Consider the following 16,872-nt stretch of genomic DNA (forward strand, 5'->3'; position numbering starts at 1 on the left):
GAAATTAGTCCATTGCTGTTTTTTTAAAATAGCTTTAACTGTTTAGCGTTTTCTTTTTCAATTAAAAAATCTAATTGTAATTTATTTGTTGCTTCAACGTAATCATATGGAATTTGAGCAAAGGATTTTAAAATAGCTTCAAATATGATTTGAGCTCCAGCTGGAGGCACGGCCATACCAATTTGCTTACGTACGGCTTCTTTTGTACCTAAAAACTCAAAATCATCAGGAAATGTTTGAAGTCTTGCACGTTCCCTATTTGTAAGTGCTCGGTTTTCCTTCCAATGATACATGTGTGTACCACCACCACCGCTACCTGTCACTGTATAAGCAGGTCTAGAAGGGTCTAATTTTTTATAAATAGAGCTTAAACGCGTACCCTTAACATTTAATTGCAGTTCTTCAGGAATACCTTCGTACCAAGCATTTTTCCCTGGTGGAATATGCTTTAACATTTGAACAACACGCTCTTTATGCACAGGTATATCATGGTTAAATGCATCTTTGGGAATAGGTGGATTTTCAATAGCATCTTTACTTGTTTTATAGTTTTGAGGATCTGGTGTAATAGGTGCAGGGACTTTGAAATGAACACCTTTTTTCACCAAATCTTTTCGAATTCCAACAATAATAATGCGGTGACGTGCTTGTGGTATACCGTATTCTTCAAATTTATAAAGGTTAGGTGTAATTTCATATTCGACGCCATTTCCAGGATTTTCTAGTTCGCTCAAAATTTTAATAAATGCTTTTCCTTCATTTGCACTTTGTAAACCACTTACATTTTCTGCAACGAAAAACTTAGGTTTATACTCTTTTAGTACATTTACGCCATAACTATAAAGTGGACCAAATTTACCTGAAATACCCTTTTTTTCGCCAACTTGACTATAGTCATTACAGGGAAAACCAAAAGCAAAGCAATCGATTTCTGGGAGGGTGTCCCTATTGCCAATATCCAAATCTTGAACTGGACCGCAAATTACTGAGGGATGATTTTCATCTCCGCAAATATTGTATGCAAAAGTTCTGCAAGCGTTGATGTCAAAGTCATTTGACCAAACATGCTCTATGCTAAATTGTTCCCCTGTAAGAGGATGGATTATTTTAGAGTTTTTAGCAGCCAAGCTAAGACCACCTGGACCGTTAAATAATTCCCCTTTTCTAAAAATCATAGTATACATCTCCTATATAAATCGCCCTCGATTGGGAACGAATGTTCTTGTGTTTGCTACTATTCCATAATACTATTTTTTTTACAAAAATGCTGCCAAATTGCTTAGGAATTTAATTAATAAAATTATAGCACTTTATTGGAATCCCATGTATTTTTCTAATTGAATGATATAATTATTTAATCAATATCGAATAAATAGGAGGAGTAAGATGGAACTAGAAAAAGTACATGAAGAGGTGTTGAAAAAATTTCAAGCTATACAAGGTGAAGTGTTAATAGGGAGGGTACCTGTTAAGGGGACAAAGGAGAATCCCAAAATCCCAAAGGATGAATATGTTAGTGATGAACATATTTTACATGATCTTATAAGAGGTTTTTATAAACCTGGTGGGAAAAAATATCTTTTATCATATCTAGCTACAGAGTCACAAGAGAATTATGGAAAACAAATTGATTGGCTTGATGAAAAGAAATATAAATTTAAATCAATTATTATGCATCCGCCAAGTGGAGAAAAAGATAATAGGAAGTTTAGTGATATTGAGGCTGCGAGGTTCAATTTAAAGAATGAAATTCCAATTGGTATTTTATATAGAATTAAAGATAGACATAATGCGGTATTAGGACTAGGTAAAATTGTGCGTGAAGATGAAAACGGATATTTTATAGTAGAACCTTTTTATTTTGATGAAACAGAAAAAAAGGGAGTAGCAAAAATTATGGAGTTAAAATATAAAGATTCTAATGATCTTATTTCTCACATCCAAAACTACATAACATCAAAAGGCTTTATTTACTCTGAAGCCAATATTAAAAACCTCTACCTCTCCCTCCGTAGTAAACCATTCGTCATAATCTCCGGTATTTCAGGAACAGGGAAGACGAAAATTGTGCAACTCTTTGCTGAAAGTCTCGGTGCAACAGAAGAAAATGGTCAGTTTACACTTATCCCTGTTCGTCCGGATTGGAGTGACAGCTCGGAGTTGCTTGGTTATACAGATATTAAGGGTGATTTCATAGAAGGTCCATTGGCAAAGGTCGTGCGTGAAGCGGCGAATAACTTAGATCGCCCGTATTTTGTACTGTTGGATGAGATGAACTTAGCTCGTGTGGAGTATTATTTCAGCGAAGTACTGAGCATTATGGAAAGCCGCAAAAAAGATGGAGATACATATACATCTTCAACATTAATTGAAATAGAAAATGAAAAACTGACATTGCCAAACAATCTTTACATCATCGGTACAGTAAATATGGATGAAACGACACACCCATTCAGTAAAAAAGTGTTAGATCGCGCTAATACGATTGAATTTAATGAAATACATCTGAACAACTTCTCATTTTTGAAAAATACGGAACCTGTTAAGCCGATTCAATTAGCGAACAGTTCAATTGAAGCAGGGTATATACAGCTTAAAGATTGTTATGACTCAAACGTAAATATCGTAGAATATGTATCTAACGAATTAACAACGATCAATAAAATCATTGAACCGCTCAATGCACATGTTGGATACCGTGTGCGTGACGAAATTTGTTTTTATATGGTTTATAACGATAAAGGGGCATTATTTGAAAGAGATAAGGCATTTGATTACTGCCTAATGCAAAAAATATTACCGCGCTTAGCTGGTAGCGGATTAAAAATTCGTACAGTTCTTGAGCAGCTGTATGAGCATTTGACTGGCAGCTTATATACCTACAGTGAGACGTTTATTAGTACAGAAATTCGCTATCCACTTAGTGGAAAAAAAGTGCATGATATGATGGGGAGGTTAGGCGATGAGGGCTTCACTTCCTTCTGGATCTCATAAACCCATCGAGCTACTGGAAATAGAAACAGATAAATTTACATTAGTTATTAAAGGGAAGCTGGATTATTCCAATCATATTGAGCAGTCGGATGATACTTTTATGCAGTTCTTTTATGAAGGCAAAGCTATTAATAAAATAGATATTTATGATGTTGAGACCAAGAAGCTTACTCCTTATAAGGGACAGTCACTTTACCCGGTCTTTTTTGAAAACGGAATGTATGAAGTAATTATTATCCCTAAAAAGGACACGAAACTTACTTTTTACCATGAGTATGCGCTATTTCGGGAAGCAATAAGTAAACTTTCGCGCACAAATATTTTAACGGGGTATTTGCATTTTCAAAATGAAGTCGGCTTCTCTGAATTTGAAATTCTAGAAGGGAAAGAGTGCTTGCTGCGCGTTCGAATCGAAGTATTTCCAACAAAGCTTGATTATAAAAAAGATTACTCGAACCTGCTAAGGGAAGTAAATGAAGAAATTTATAATCTGGCCTACCACTTTATAAAAAGGACACATTTACGGGGTAGTGCTGAATTGTTTAAAGATCCTTCACCATCCGAGTTTTATCGGCTAATTGAAAAGCATTATGTAGAATATGAAAGAGCATTAGCTTATATTGAAAAGCGTCCGCATCATCAGTTAGAAACAACGTATGAAGAAGTGCGCGGTGATCGGTTACGTAAGCAAGACAGTCATAGTCGCACGCATCTTCGGAAAAATGTACATAAAATGGTGGATGTAGAACGCGGAATTCCAGTAGGGAATCGAAAAGTTATGCCGGTAAAAGGTTTGCTTATGAGAAAGCAGCATACGGTTGATACACATGAGAATCGGTATGTGAAATATACGATGGAGCGTATCGTGAGTAAGCTTGAAAATTTAGTCGTAGCTATAAAAAAAGTGTTTCCTGAAAAAGAAACTGATGCTAAATTAATTACTAAACTCGATATGATGATTACGACGCTACGGCATAAATTAAGATCTCCGTTTTGGAAAAGAATCGGTAAGTTAGACCATAGCATAAACAGCCTTGTACTACAAATGGGGGACGGTTATCGTGAAGTGTTCCAAATATATGTCACAATTTCAAAAAGTATTGTATTACACGGAGAGTTGTACAAAATGTCGGTAAAGGATATTGCGACCTTATATGAATACTGGACATTTTTAAAACTCGGCAGCATCTTGCAAAAATATTGTATTAGCAAAGAACAAAATATTATTCAAATTTCGAATGATGGACTGTTTCTAAATTTACAGCGTGATAAAGTTGCTCACAGAAAGTTTATACTGCCAGATACAGGTGAAAAAATAATTTTGCAGTATCAATATACGACCGGAAAAAATGGACCAACTGTTACCCAAAAACCTGATTCTATGCTAAGTATTGAAAAGCAAGGCAAGAATTATTTATTCCAATATATATTTGATGCTAAATACCGCATAAAAGTTGGAGAAAATATGATACCTGGACCAAAAGAAGAAGATATCAATACAATGCATCGTTATCGGGATTCGATTGTGGCGGAACGTAATGGAGGATATGAACGTACAGCTTTTGGAGCGTATGTACTTTTTCCGTGGCATGAAGAATTGATCTACAAAGAGCATGCTCTTTATGAGAGTATCCGCAAAGTGAATATCGGTGGTTTACCATTTTTGCCAAACGCTACAAAGCTGGTTGAGCAAGTAATCCATTCACTATTATCAAAATCCGCAGAAGAATTACAAAAAGAAGGAATATTACCAATTGGTACAAAGGATATGTTCCAATATGATGTAGCGAAAGGCAATGTAAGACCGATGCTGGTTGCAGAAGAATTTCCTAAAGATAGTTATAGTTAAGTTAATTGTTAAAATGTAATACTGAATCTCGTATTTCCGGTTTATTGGACAATTGTTACTGGGTTAACCTTCACATGATGCTTATTTTCAATCTATTAAGGGAAATGAATGAAAAAGCGATGGGAGTGGTACTCATGGCGGATAAAATATCACCGGAAGTACGAAGCAAGAATATGAGAGCCATCCGTTCTCAGTCAAAACTGGAAAATTGCCTTACGAAAGAATTATGGAAGAGGGGAATTCGGTTTAGAAAAAATGCAAAAACCCTATTCGGAAAGCCTGACATTTCCATTCAAAAATACAAAATTGTCATCTTCGTGGACTCATGTTTTTGGCATGTGTGTCCCGTACATGGGAATAGACCCAAAAGCAACCAGGAATACTGGGATAATAAGTTGTTACGCAATCTGGAGCGCGATAGGGAAGTTACCGAATTTTACATGGAAAAGGGCTGGCATATAAAGAGAATATGGGAGCATGAAATCAAAAAAGATATAGATCAAGTTGTCGATGACTTGGTTGATTTCATAAATAAAGTCCGTTTGAGCGAAACAAGTAATTCCTCAATCGACACCAAGGATTTGCTCCAATTTAATCCGGCAAAAGATGGTGAGTTGCCAATGCTGGCTGCAGAAGAATCAAATGGAAAACGTTATGGACGCTAGGCAAATTTATTTAATAACACTTAATCAAGGGGATTGTCCAATGAGATTTTAGGACAATCCCTTATAATTTTTGCAATCCTCAATAATCCCCAACCCTCACTGAAAAGACAAATACCCAATCTTCTTCGTAATTTTGGCAGACTCTTCACGAAGTAATCTTATATAGTAATTTATTTTTTCCTCTGTTAACCGATTGGTAGGGGCAACAATATTAATTGCTGCAATTACTTTACTCTGCTGGTTTTTGATGGGTACGGCAATGGATGTCATATTGGTGCGGTACTCGCCTCGTACAACGGCATAACCTTTTTCCTTCGTGTTTTGCAACTCTTTTTGCAACAGATTAGCATCTACTATCGTACGTGGGGTAAATCTCATAAAAGGTTGGTCAAGGATTCGTTTAATCGTATTAGTGCTGCTGTACGCCAATAATACGCGGCCGCTTGCAGTGCAGTGCAAATAATTTGAGTGGCCGATATGTGATTCTACTTCGACCGTTTGCTGGTTTGATAATTTATTAAGATAAACAATGGCATCATTTTTCAAAATGGCTAAATGAGAAGTTTCCCCGGTTAACGTAATGAGTTTCATCATACTTTCTAACGTCACATCGTAAATATCCAAATGTTTTAAATAAATGGAGTTCAGTTCAATTAGTGATATGCCCAATTCGTACTTGGCATTATTTTTAGCTTTTGTTACAAAGCCCTCTGATTCCAATGTTTTTAAAAGTCTGTGTACACTGCTTTTACTAATCCCCAATTCATCTGCCAAGTCCAACACGCCTTTTTGATGATCGTTTATTTTAAAAGCCTTCAAAATTTTCAATGCGTTTTTAACGGAATGTAGCTCGCCATTATTCTTCATTTGTAACCCCCATTGAAATTCTATTTGATGTTTATATTATTCTCTAAAAAACATTTTTCACCTTTCCCGCATAGAGGGAATTTCGTGTTGTATATAACAAAATAACAGTTAATATTAATTTACAATCTATTTTGATTTTTCAGAAAATAGAGCGAAGAATAACATTCAAGGGGGATTAATCATGAATAATTATGTAGAGCCAATCTTTGATGTAGCACAAATCGCACATGTTGAGGTACTTTCTAACACGCCGGAGGAATCGATTAAATTTTACACAGAAATGTTAGGTATGGCCGTTGTAGATGTTATTGAAAATCAAACATTTTTACGTGCTTATGAAGAAAATTATAAATACTCCTTAATTATTACTGAATCTGATTATTCAGGTTTAGGACATGTAGCATGGCGCACAACATCTCCACAAGCATTAGAGCGTCGGGTTAAGGCGATTGAGGCGAGTGGGTATGGTATTGGTTGGCAAAACGAAAATTATGGACATGGACCTTCTTATGCATTTACAACTCCTGATGGTCATAACATGGAAGTTTTTTGGGAAGTAGAATACTTTGATTGTCCTGAAGAGAACAAGTCTAAGTTACTTTCTCGATTTAGTAAGCGTCCAAATCGTGGTGTCCCGGTACGTCGATTAGACCATATTAATTTATTCTCATCAAATCCTAAAGCTGATACAGAATTTTTAGTTGAAGTATTAGGCTTTAAACTTCGCGAACAAATTGTTGATGGAGAGTTTGTCGTAGGATCATGGATTAGTGCTTCTAACCTTGTTCATGAAATCGCTTTCATGGCTGAGCCTACAGGGGCTAAAGGAAAATTACATCATATTTGCTATTGGTATGGTATACCTCAAAACTTATACGAAGTTGGCGATTTGTTGAAAGACCATGGTTACTTTATTGAAATCCCACCGAATAAGCATGGGGTTAGCCAAGCATTTTGTATGTATGCCTATGAACCAAGCGGGTTGCGGGTTGAATTGTTTGGAGATGCAGGCTACTTGATCTTTGACCCGGATTGGAAAACGATTACTTGGCAAATGGCCGATGTTCCAGGTAACGGAGATACTTGGATAGGGGCGGCTTTCCCTGACTCGTTCTGGACATATGGTGTAGGTAAAATAGCTGAAAAAGTTACAAACGAATAGAGGGGTTAGCAGATGACTAAAGTTCCAATAGCAATTTTAGGAAGCGGCAACATCGGTACAGACTTGATGATGAAAATCTTAAAAGCTGATGGACATTTAGATTTAGTTCTGGTGGCAGGTATTGATCCTGCCTCAGACGGTCTAAAGCGTGCCAAAGAAGCGGGGATAGCAACAACTGCAAAGGGGATTCACGGGATTATCGAACACGGTTCCGCACAAATAGTTTTTGATGCCACGAGTGCGTATTCGCATATTGAACACGCTAAAATCCTAAAAGAAAATGGCATTGTGGCGATCGATTTAACGCCTGCAGCAATCGGTCCGTATGTTATTCCAAGTATTAATATAGAAGAACATATCAATGAAATGAATATCAATATGGTTTCCTGCAGCGGGCAGGCGACAACGCCGCTTGTTTATGCAGTGAGCCAAATTGCAGAAGTGCTTTACAGTGAAATTATCGCTACGATTTCAAGCCCGTCCATCGGTTTAGGCACACGCCAGAACTTGGATGAATTTACGATTACGACTGCCAATGCCGCAAAATTAGTTGGCGGTGCACAATCAGCACGCGCCATGCCGGTCATCAATGCAGCGGAGCCGCCTATTTTAATGAACAATACCGTTTATGCGGTACTGGAAGACGATATTGATCCAATTCAATTACAGAAATCTGTAGAAGATGTCGTGCAAAAGGTGAAGCAATATGTACCAGGTTATCGATTGAAAGGGCAACCGATTGTCGATGAACGCGAAACACCTTGGGGCAACCGTAAAGTGGTCATTATTATGAATGAGGTAGAAGGCGCGGGAGATTATTTCCCGAAATATGCCGGTAATCTCGATATTATGACTGCTGCGGCTTTACAAGTTGGAGAAAAGATAGCAGAAAATATGCTGAAGGGAGCTGCTTTAAAGTGACCAATATCATAATCGGGGACACTACATTACGTGATGGTTCACATGCAGTCAGCCATTCTTTTACCCCACAATTTGTTGGGGAAATCGTTACTGAATTAGCGGCAGCAAATGTACCTTTGATCGAAGTGAGTCATGGTGCAGGACTTCAAGGTTCCACGATTCAGCAAGGCTTTTCTAAATACGATGAAATGAAGCTGATTGAGGCTGCTGTAAAAGTAAAAGGCCAATCTAAAATTGCTTCATTGTTCGTTCCAGGCATTGGAACACGTCCAGCCATTGTAGAAGCCGCCAATATTGGAATTGATGCACTCCGTATCGCAGTTCACTGTACAGAGGCGAATATCTCACAACAATATTTTGAAGAAGCGAAAAAGCAAAATCTAGGTGCTTACGGATTTTTGATGATGAGCCACAGTACGACACCGCAGCGTTTAGCGGAAGAAGCGAAGAAAATGGAAGAGTATGGTGCAGACGGTGTATATATCGTCGATTCTGCCGGTGCATTAGTGCCAAAAACAGTCATTGAACGGATACATGCATTAAAAGAGACACTGTCAATTCAGATAGGATTCCATGGTCATAATAATTTAGGGTTGGCAGTTGGAAACTCGTTAACAGCGATTGAACATGGTGCGACATTAATTGATGGGACACTTCGCGGATTAGGTGCAGGTGCGGGGAATGCACCATTGGAAGTCCTTATTGCAGCAATGGTGAAATCGAATATAGAAACACCAATCGTCCTTTCAACACTGATGAATGCTGCGGAAGAATTAGTGGCTCCAGAAATGCATTACTTGCCGTTTATTGACCGTGAAAATTTATCATCAGGATATGCCGGTGTGTACAATAGTTTCCTGTTACACGTAAGAAAAGCTGCAGAAAAATTCCAAGTAAATCCGGTAAGTATTATCGAAGAACTTGGGAAGCGAAATGCCGTTGCAGGACAGGAAGACTGGATTATCGATGTTGCAATGGAACTATCTACAAAGAAAGTTGAGGTCTGATAGTATGTCAAATGCACAAGGGTTTGCTTCAATGCTTTTGGAAGCTGAGCAGACGAAGGCACCAATTGAACCGTTCACACAGCTTGCGCCTACAATTTCTTTAGAGCAGGCTTATGAAATCCAACTTGCTTATGTAGAGCAAAAAAAACAGGCTGGCCATAAAGTCATCGGTAAAAAAATTGGCGCTACGAGTAAAGCAATTCAAAATATGTTCAACGTTAATCAGCCGGATTACGGTCATTTATTCGATTATATGTTGTACAAATCGGGTGATACGATCAACATTGATCAACTAATTCAGCCTAAAGTTGAATCAGAACTTGCCTTCGTTTTAAAAGAAGATATTAAGGGTCCTAATATAACACCTCTAGATGTCCTATTGGCGATTGATTATATTGTGCCGGCATTTGAAATAATCGACAGCCGTATTGCAGATTGGCGAATTAAATTTGAAGATACGGTATCAGATAACGGCTCGTCAGGCTTGGTCGTATTAGGAGAACAACGTCTTTCGATTTATGATATTGACTTAACAACAATCGGTTTAAATACGTATCAGAACGGCGAACTCATTGAAATGGGTACAGGAAGTAATGTTTTAGGCAGTCCGATTAACTCTGCGGTTTGGTTAGCGAACGCATTACATCAATTTAATGTCCCGCTACTTGCTGGCGAAGTGATTTTAACTGGCGCATTTACATCGGCGTTACCAATAAAAAAAGGTGATCATTTTAAGGCAGCCTTCGGACAAATTGGTTCGGTTGAAGTGAAGTTTGTATAGGGGGATTCATATGACGAGTATTACTAAATTATCGGTTGTAGATGAGTTGTATTGGGCTGAAAAAAATGCGCAAACACTTGAACAGTTTGCCAATAAAATAGATGGTTTCTCAGAGCGTGAAGCTTATGAAATTCAGCAGTTACTAGTAGATAAAAAAATAGAGCAAGAACAAACGGAACAAATCGGGTGGAAGTTGGGACTAACATCAAAAGCAAAACAGCAGATGATGGGGGTTCATGAACCGTCATATGGGGTGCTTTTAAAGAACATGTACTTAATCGAAGGCGGTAAACATGATTTGACACCATACATCCATCCAAAACTGGAACCAGAACTCGCTTTCGTTTTAAAGAAGCCGTTAAATGGTTCACCAACATTAGAAGAAGTAATCGATGCAATTGATTTTGTGTTGCCGGCATTTGAAATCATTGATAGTAGATTTGAACGCTTTAAGTTTACATTGCTTGATGCGATTGCCGATAATTCATCCTCGAGTCGGTATATTTTGGGCAACCGTCCAATAAAACTGGATGCCGATTTTATTGATGCATTAGGGGTTGTTTACTACAAAAATGGAAAAGTCGTTGCTTCGACAACATCCGGTGCGGTGATGCAAAATCCGCTTATAAGCATTCAATGGTTAGCGGAAAAGCTTCAGGAGCGGAACTTGCATCTAAAACCGCGCGACTTAATTTTAAGCGGATCCATTAGTGAAGCAATCGAAATAAAACCGGGAGACTTTTTCCATGCAAGTTTCCAAAGCTTAGGAACGATTTCGGTTTCATTTACTGGAGGTGGGGGCGAATGCCATTCATCCAAGTAACAATTTTAGAGGGCCGTACACCCGAACAAAAGGAGCGCCTTATTGAACAATTAAGCAAAACAGCCAGCGATGTATTGGATGCGCCACTGGAAACCGTGCGCGTACATCTACAAGAAACGGCTGCAACACATTGGGGCATAGCAGGGAAATCCGTTGCCAAAAGGAGAGAGACAGATGCTAACAACTGAAAAAGAAGTGTTAACGGTTAATCATTTTATTAATGGACAATACAGACAGTCTGCAACAAAGAAAACATTTGAAGTACATGATCCTTCCAACCAACGTTTAATTGCGATTGTTTCGGAAGCATCCGAAGAGGACGTTACAGAAGCTGCCAACAGTGCGCGTCAAGCTTTTGAACATAGTGAATGGCGTACAATGCCGTTAGCGGAGCGTTGTGCGAAAATTCGCAGGATGGCTGATATAATCGTTGAACGAAAAGAAGAAATTGCCCGCCTTGAAGCAATGGATGTAGGGAAGCCTTATCAGCATGCAGTCGGCTCCGATATCCCACGTGCTGCCCATAATTTGCGGTTCTTTGCAGATTTCGTAGAGAAGCAAGGGGATGAAGCGTATCCAATGGATGAAAACTTTATCAACTATACACGCTATGAGCCTGTTGGTGTAGCCGGTCTAATTACGCCTTGGAATGCACCATTTATGTTAACGACTTGGAAATTGGGTCCATGTCTGGCAGCGGGGAATACAGCTGTCATTAAGCCGGCTGAATTGACGCCATTATCGGTTTCACTTCTTGGAGAAATTGCACAACAGGCAGGCATTCCTGATGGGGTCGTAAACGTGATTCATGGAAGCGGAAAAACGGTTGGTACATGGGTAACGGAACAGCCTGAAATTGATTTGATTTCATTTACAGGATCGACTGTTACAGGTAAACAGATTATTAAAAATGGCGCGGATACATTGAAGAAAACATCATTTGAGCTTGGCGGGAAAGCAGCGAATATTATTTTCGAAGATGCGGATTTATCAAAAGCTGTACCGACATCGATTCAGGCAGCATTTTTAAATTCTGGGCAAGTTTGTTTAGCCGGTTCACGCATTTTAGTGCAGCGTACAATTTTAGACGAATTTTTGGATAAATTTAAAGCGGCAGCAGAGGCGCTAGTCGTTGGTGATCCGCAAGACCCGAAAACGACGACAGGGCCGTTAGTAAGTAAAGTTCAATACGATAAGGTGAATTATTATATTGAATTGGCCAAAGAAGAAGGGGCAAAACTGGTTACAGGTGACCAGCCGCTACAATTATCGGATGATCTGGAGAAGGGCTACTACATTGCCCCAACAATTTTCCTGCATCATGATCCGAATGCACGTACTTGTCAGGAAGAGATTTTTGGTCCGGTCGTAACGATTTTACCGTTCGATACGGAAGAAGAAGCTTTAACGATTGCGAACAATACGGATTATGGCTTAAACGGGGTCATTTGGACAGAAAATCTAAAGCGAGCACACCGTGTGTCACATGCCGTACGTGCTGGGACCATTTGGGTGAATTGCTGGTTTGTTCGTGATTTACGTGTTCCATTTGGCGGCTTCAAAAAGAGCGGTGTTGGTCGAGAAGGTGGACGTCATAGTATGGAATTCTTTACGGAAGCGAAGAATATTTGCATCTCCTTGAACTAAAATGCTTATCATCCTATTTGGAAACCAAATGGGGTGATAAGCTTTATTTAGATTGAAGGCAGAAATAGATTTTGAAATGGTTACTACTGGTGTGTATTGAAGCGCTAATTCCAAGAAATAGATAAATAGATGTTGAGTAGAGATTGAATTATATATTGAAAGGCGTGGATTTATTGTTAAATTTTGATTTGGAAAAAAAGCATACAACCTTTATACCAATGCAAAACCTGGAGCAACAAATCGATGTGAATAAGATGGCTAAGGAAAATCTGCAACTGAAAAATGTAATCGCAATCTACAATAAATTAAATGAAATGCTCGTACAAAAACAAAATTTAATTGAAATATTAAAGGAATGTAACCAAATGGTAGGAAGAGAGATTGCTTTATTTGATCTTGAAGGGGAACTTAGCTATTCATCCTGTCAATCGGTACTCCTGGAAAACTTTATTCTGGAATATAAAAAGAAATATACGAATTGGAAGTTTCGGGAGCAGCGCGAAATCAATTTGGACAGCGCGAAAATCCTTATTTCACCGATAACAGTCGATCAGGAAGTCTTCCAATATTGCGGATTTTTCTATCTTAAAGATGAAATCATTACAGAAGAAGAAAAACTGATACTCGAGCGAATCAGCACTATCTGCAGTATTGTTCTCATCAATAAAAAAGCGATGTTTGATGCAAATGAACGAATGAAAGCCGTGTTATTCGAAAAGCTTCTTATTGGAGAAATTACGGATTATAAAGAGTTGTTACGGGAATTGAAATTATTGAATATTTATGTGCAGGAAAGTTACCATATCGCTTATATTTCCTTTAACTACAAAGATAAATCAAGTGATGACAATTTACAGATGTTTGTAAAAGTGTATCGTGAAATCGTGAACTTCTTTAAAAATCTAAATCTGGAAGTACTAATTGTTCAACGAGGTCAAGGGGTTTTATGCTTTGTTCCGCTTGCTTTTGATGACCCACTATTGGACGGGGCGCCTGAAAAATTTCTGCATTCAATCGATAAATATCAGGATTCGATTATTTGCCGTGTCGGTATAAGTTCAACAACCAATACATTGGAATGTCTCAATCAATCAATTAAAGAGGCAATCATTGCTGAAAGAATGGCCACTGCCAATGAAACGGTCAGTCATTTTGAGGATATCGGCATACTTGGGGCATTATTATATACGGAACATCATCAATTACTTAGAAGTATAGTAGAAAGAGATCTTCTGGAAATTCTCCATCAAGAGGACTTGATGCATACTCTTTATTATTTTTTAGATAATGGCGGTAATTTGGAGAAGACAGCCAAGTTAACGAATTTATCTGTCGGAGGGGTCAGGTATCGTTTGCAAAATATAAAGGAGTTATTACAAATCGATTTACGTTGTCCTAAAATCCGATTTCAGCTTTTGTTAAATTTAAAAGTACTTAAAGTATTAAATCTCCCCGCAATATAAATTAGTATTTATAGATCATTTAACGACTAAATCAGGTCGTTAAGTAATTTTTTTATTGTGAAACTAGCATTAGCTGTTAGTGAAAACAAAAATTTTAGACAGGAACTGCAATATGTGAAAACGCTTTCCTCAATTACACTAATGCTAACAAATCAAAGGGGGTTATAAGTTATGTATACTGGTAAAAGTTACTTGGAAAGCCTAAATGATGGTCGTGTTGTTTATTTAAATGGTGAAAAGATTGATAATGTCGTAGAACATCCCGCCTATGAAAATTCTGCAAAATCATATTCACGTCTTTATGATTCATTGCATGATCCGGAAAAACAGTCAATATTAACAGGAATTAATGAGTATGGTGACCGTACACATAAATTTTTTATAACTCCAAAGAATGCGGACGATTTATTAGGAGCGCGTGATGCTATTGCAGAATGGTCTAAATTAAATTTTGGATTTATGGGCCGCACACCTGATTACAAAGCTTCGTTCCTCGGACATTTAAATGCCTACTCGGACTACTATGTAGGTTTTGAAGATAATGCAAAAGCATGGTATCGAAAAGCATCGAAAGAGCTACCATTTGTCAATCATACGGTCATCAACCCACAAATGGATCGTTCAAAACCATTGCATGAAAATAAAGACGTTTTCGTTCGTGTAGTGAAAGAAAGAGATGATGGGATTATCGTAAAAGGGGCAAAAATGGTAGGGACATCCGCTGCGTTGACTCATTATAATTTTGTCGCTAACTACGGACCTAAATCCCTTGGTGATGGAGATGTAAGTCATGCGTTGATTTTCTTATTGCCAATGAATGCGCCGGGATTAAAAATGATCAGTCGTCAATCATATGAGTTTAGTGCTAAAGTAAACGGTTCTCCATTCGACTATCCTTTATCAAGCCGTTTTGATGAAAATGATGCGGTTATTGTTTTGGATAATGTATTTATTCCATGGGAAGATGTTCTTGCTTATAAAAATGTAGAAGTCTCTAACAATTTCGTGCCGGCCACACATTTCGTCAATCGCTTCAGCTTCCACGGGTGTACGCGCTTAGGTGTTAAGCTGGACTTTATGTTAGGACTAATTTTAAAAGCAACGGAGTCTTCTGGTACGCATCAATTTAGAGGTGTTCAAGCAAATATAGGAGAAATAGTTGCGATGCGAAATATGATTTGGTCATTATCTACAGCTATGGCGACAAACCCTGATATAGGTATGAGCGGAATTGCTGTTCCTAATGGTGAAGCTGCCAGTGCATATCGCGTCCTTGCACCGGAAGTATGGGTAAAGGTCGTTCATATTTTCGAACAAGTAGTTGCAGGAGGTCTAATTCAGCTACCGTCAAGTGCTGCTGATTTCAATAACCCTGAAATTCGTCCTTACTTAGATGAGTATTATCGCGGCTCAGGTGTAGATGCTGAATCACGTGTGAAATTATTGAAAATGGTATGGGATGCAATCGGTTCTGAGTTTGGTGGGCGCCATGAATTATACGAAGTGAACTATGCAGGCAACCATGAAAACATTCGACTGGAAGCGTTATACCATGGTATGGCTACTGGGAATGTGGATTATTTCAAATCTGTCGTGGACAGTGCGATGTCTGACTACGATTTAAATGGATGGACGAACCCGGTCTGGAAAACAAAATCAAACGTTACAATATAAGAGGAAAAGAGGGGAACTTAATGACAGCACTTTCGTTTAGACAAGCAATGGGACAATTTGCAACAGGTGTCACGGTTATTACTACTTTAAATGATGCAGAGCCACATGGAATGACTGCGAATGGTTTTATGTCAATTTCACTCGATCCTGAATTGGTCGCAATTTCAATCGGACATAAGGCAGCAACATTAAATAAAATCAAAGCGTCAAATATTTTCGGCGTTAGTATTTTACAGTCTGAACAAATCGACATTTCCAAAAGATTCGCAGGTCAAATTCAAGTAGAAAGTACTTTTGAGTTTGAGTATGTCGACAATTTTCCACTTATCCCTAATTCAATCATGCGCACAGTTTGTGAAGTAGTTGAACAAATCGAGGCAGGCGATCATACAATCTTTTTAGGCAAGCCGAAGTTAATTGAAGTTAATGAAGGCAATCCGCTATTATTTTATCAAGGGAAATATCGGGAAGTTGAAGAGCTGGAAGTAATTCAAAAAGCTTAAATCTTATTAAAGTGAAGAAAAGCTCCAAACGTTCGAAGGTTCCAAAGCTGAGGCTGGGATTTTGAATGATTGGAGTTTTTGATTTTCCGTTTATATAGCAGGTGGTTTAATGATAGATGGAAGAGATGTAGTTTGATTTTATAACAGTTTTATTTAGTGAATTTAGTTCGGAAGGAGAGGGAGCATGAGATTTTTCGGCTGGTTTTAGTATTTATTTCGGGAACATTTAAATAAGAAGAGAGTAGGGTGAAATAAAAAAGATAAAAAAAGTTATTTAAAACTGTTGACGTTTAATAGAATAGGATGTATAGTTATACAAGTCGCCGGGAGTTACCGAGACAAACGAAACAAAATGAACCTTGAAAACTGAACAAGCAACGTTAATGAAACAAGCTTCTTAAATGAAGCAAACAATAGATTTCAACTTCTAACGAAGTTGGATCGCTAGCAAAGCAAATGAGCTTTCAAACTACTTTTATGGAGAGTTTGATCCTGGCTCAGGACGAACGCTGGCGG

General features: G+C 38.1%; 15 protein-coding genes. 13 read left to right on the forward strand and 2 right to left on the reverse strand.

What is annotated here, in order from left to right:
- Nucleotides 1-23: 23 nt before the first annotated feature.
- Nucleotides 24-1,175: a DNA cytosine methyltransferase gene (locus tag ACQKN3_RS12940; protein ID WP_427711997.1), complete on the reverse strand. Its 1,152-nt coding sequence runs from the start codon at nucleotides 1,173-1,175 to the stop codon at nucleotides 24-26.
- Between the two features lie 211 nt (nucleotides 1,176-1,386).
- Here ACQKN3_RS12940 and ACQKN3_RS12945 point away from each other — a divergent pair, with 211 nt between their 5' ends.
- The 3 genes from ACQKN3_RS12945 to ACQKN3_RS12955 all read left to right on the forward strand — a co-directional run bounded on the left by ACQKN3_RS12945 (nucleotide 1,387) and on the right by ACQKN3_RS12955 (nucleotide 5,508).
- Nucleotides 1,387-2,994, forward strand: a complete 1,608-nt coding sequence (locus ACQKN3_RS12945) for an McrB family protein (protein WP_427711999.1) — start codon at nucleotides 1,387-1,389, stop codon at nucleotides 2,992-2,994.
- Entirely contained in the window at nucleotides 2,963-4,843 is a 1,881-nt protein-coding gene (locus ACQKN3_RS12950; RefSeq protein ID WP_427712001.1) for a DUF2357 domain-containing protein, read from the forward strand. The genes ACQKN3_RS12945 and ACQKN3_RS12950 overlap by 32 nt, the downstream gene beginning before the upstream one ends.
- Nucleotides 4,844-4,977: 134 nt before the next feature.
- The gene (locus ACQKN3_RS12955) at nucleotides 4,978-5,508 is read left to right on the forward strand and encodes a very short patch repair endonuclease (protein ID WP_427712003.1); all 531 of its coding nucleotides are present in this window, start codon (nucleotides 4,978-4,980) and stop codon (nucleotides 5,506-5,508) included.
- 96 nt (nucleotides 5,509-5,604) lie between these two features.
- Here the strand turns inward: ACQKN3_RS12955 and ACQKN3_RS12960 are convergent, their stop codons facing one another.
- On the reverse strand, nucleotides 5,605-6,375 hold the full coding sequence (locus tag ACQKN3_RS12960; protein ID WP_427712005.1) for an IclR family transcriptional regulator: 771 nt from the start codon (nucleotides 6,373-6,375) through the stop codon (nucleotides 5,605-5,607).
- A gap of 181 nt (nucleotides 6,376-6,556) precedes the next feature.
- On the opposite strand from ACQKN3_RS12960, the gene ACQKN3_RS12965 reads away from it, so the two are divergent.
- The 10 genes from ACQKN3_RS12965 (at nucleotide 6,557) to ACQKN3_RS13010 (ending at nucleotide 16,356) form a co-directional block, all read left to right on the forward strand.
- Nucleotides 6,557-7,537: a catechol 2,3-dioxygenase gene (locus tag ACQKN3_RS12965; protein ID WP_251690651.1), complete on the forward strand. Its 981-nt coding sequence runs from the start codon at nucleotides 6,557-6,559 to the stop codon at nucleotides 7,535-7,537.
- Between the two features lie 12 nt (nucleotides 7,538-7,549).
- Nucleotides 7,550-8,458, forward strand: coding sequence for an acetaldehyde dehydrogenase (acetylating) (locus ACQKN3_RS12970; protein ID WP_427712007.1), 909 nt, complete (start codon nucleotides 7,550-7,552; stop codon nucleotides 8,456-8,458).
- The gene (gene dmpG / locus ACQKN3_RS12975; RefSeq protein WP_427712009.1) at nucleotides 8,455-9,465 is read left to right on the forward strand and encodes a 4-hydroxy-2-oxovalerate aldolase; all 1,011 of its coding nucleotides are present in this window, start codon (nucleotides 8,455-8,457) and stop codon (nucleotides 9,463-9,465) included. Before ACQKN3_RS12970 ends, dmpG begins: the two co-directional genes overlap by 4 nt.
- 4 nt (nucleotides 9,466-9,469) lie before the next feature.
- Complete coding sequence (locus ACQKN3_RS12980; protein ID WP_251690654.1) at nucleotides 9,470-10,246, forward strand: 2-keto-4-pentenoate hydratase; 777 nt, start codon at nucleotides 9,470-9,472, stop codon at nucleotides 10,244-10,246.
- Between the two features lie 10 nt (nucleotides 10,247-10,256).
- Entirely contained in the window at nucleotides 10,257-11,069 is an 813-nt protein-coding gene (locus tag ACQKN3_RS12985; protein WP_427712011.1) for a 2-keto-4-pentenoate hydratase, read from the forward strand.
- Nucleotides 11,051-11,257: a tautomerase family protein gene (locus ACQKN3_RS12990; protein WP_251690656.1), complete on the forward strand. Its 207-nt coding sequence runs from the start codon at nucleotides 11,051-11,053 to the stop codon at nucleotides 11,255-11,257. The genes ACQKN3_RS12985 and ACQKN3_RS12990 overlap by 19 nt, the downstream gene beginning before the upstream one ends.
- A complete protein-coding gene (locus ACQKN3_RS12995; protein ID WP_251690657.1) occupies nucleotides 11,244-12,716 on the forward strand; it encodes an aldehyde dehydrogenase in 1,473 nt (490 codons plus the stop codon). The genes ACQKN3_RS12990 and ACQKN3_RS12995 overlap by 14 nt, the downstream gene beginning before the upstream one ends.
- Nucleotides 12,717-12,889: 173 nt before the next feature.
- Nucleotides 12,890-14,179, forward strand: a complete 1,290-nt coding sequence (locus ACQKN3_RS13000) for a PucR family transcriptional regulator (protein WP_427712013.1) — start codon at nucleotides 12,890-12,892, stop codon at nucleotides 14,177-14,179.
- 171 nt (nucleotides 14,180-14,350) lie between these two features.
- The gene (locus ACQKN3_RS13005) at nucleotides 14,351-15,853 is read left to right on the forward strand and encodes a 4-hydroxyphenylacetate 3-hydroxylase family protein (protein ID WP_427712015.1); all 1,503 of its coding nucleotides are present in this window, start codon (nucleotides 14,351-14,353) and stop codon (nucleotides 15,851-15,853) included.
- Nucleotides 15,854-15,873: 20 nt separating this feature from the next.
- Nucleotides 15,874-16,356 carry a flavin reductase family protein gene (locus tag ACQKN3_RS13010; protein WP_251690660.1) on the forward strand — a complete coding sequence of 161 codons (483 nt, stop codon included), beginning with the start codon at nucleotides 15,874-15,876 and terminating at the stop codon, nucleotides 16,354-16,356.
- Nucleotides 16,357-16,872: the final 516 nt, after the last annotated feature.

The organism is Solibacillus sp. NPDC093137 (assembly GCF_050280445.1).
Taxonomy (GTDB): domain Bacteria; phylum Bacillota; class Bacilli; order Bacillales_A; family Planococcaceae; genus Solibacillus; species Solibacillus isronensis_B.

Excerpts from the sequence above, each read along its gene's own strand:
- ACQKN3_RS12940 (WP_427711997.1), bottom strand. The coding sequence starts at position 1,175 with ATGATTTTTAGAAAAGGGGAATTATTTAACGGTCCAGGTGGTCTTAGC.
- ACQKN3_RS12945 (WP_427711999.1), top strand. The coding sequence starts at position 1,387 with ATGGAACTAGAAAAAGTACATGAAGAGGTGTTGAAAAAATTTCAAGCT.
- ACQKN3_RS12950 (WP_427712001.1), top strand. The coding sequence starts at position 2,963 with ATGAGGGCTTCACTTCCTTCTGGATCTCATAAACCCATCGAGCTACTG.
- ACQKN3_RS12955 (WP_427712003.1), top strand. The coding sequence starts at position 4,978 with ATGGCGGATAAAATATCACCGGAAGTACGAAGCAAGAATATGAGAGCC.
- ACQKN3_RS12960 (WP_427712005.1), bottom strand. The coding sequence starts at position 6,375 with ATGAAGAATAATGGCGAGCTACATTCCGTTAAAAACGCATTGAAAATT.
- ACQKN3_RS12965 (WP_251690651.1), top strand. The coding sequence starts at position 6,557 with ATGAATAATTATGTAGAGCCAATCTTTGATGTAGCACAAATCGCACAT.
- ACQKN3_RS12970 (WP_427712007.1), top strand. The coding sequence starts at position 7,550 with ATGACTAAAGTTCCAATAGCAATTTTAGGAAGCGGCAACATCGGTACA.
- ACQKN3_RS12980 (WP_251690654.1), top strand. The coding sequence starts at position 9,470 with ATGTCAAATGCACAAGGGTTTGCTTCAATGCTTTTGGAAGCTGAGCAG.
- ACQKN3_RS12985 (WP_427712011.1), top strand. The coding sequence starts at position 10,257 with ATGACGAGTATTACTAAATTATCGGTTGTAGATGAGTTGTATTGGGCT.
- ACQKN3_RS12990 (WP_251690656.1), top strand. The coding sequence starts at position 11,051 with ATGCCATTCATCCAAGTAACAATTTTAGAGGGCCGTACACCCGAACAA.
- ACQKN3_RS12995 (WP_251690657.1), top strand. The coding sequence starts at position 11,244 with ATGCTAACAACTGAAAAAGAAGTGTTAACGGTTAATCATTTTATTAAT.
- ACQKN3_RS13005 (WP_427712015.1), top strand. The coding sequence starts at position 14,351 with ATGTATACTGGTAAAAGTTACTTGGAAAGCCTAAATGATGGTCGTGTT.
- ACQKN3_RS13010 (WP_251690660.1), top strand. The coding sequence starts at position 15,874 with ATGACAGCACTTTCGTTTAGACAAGCAATGGGACAATTTGCAACAGGT.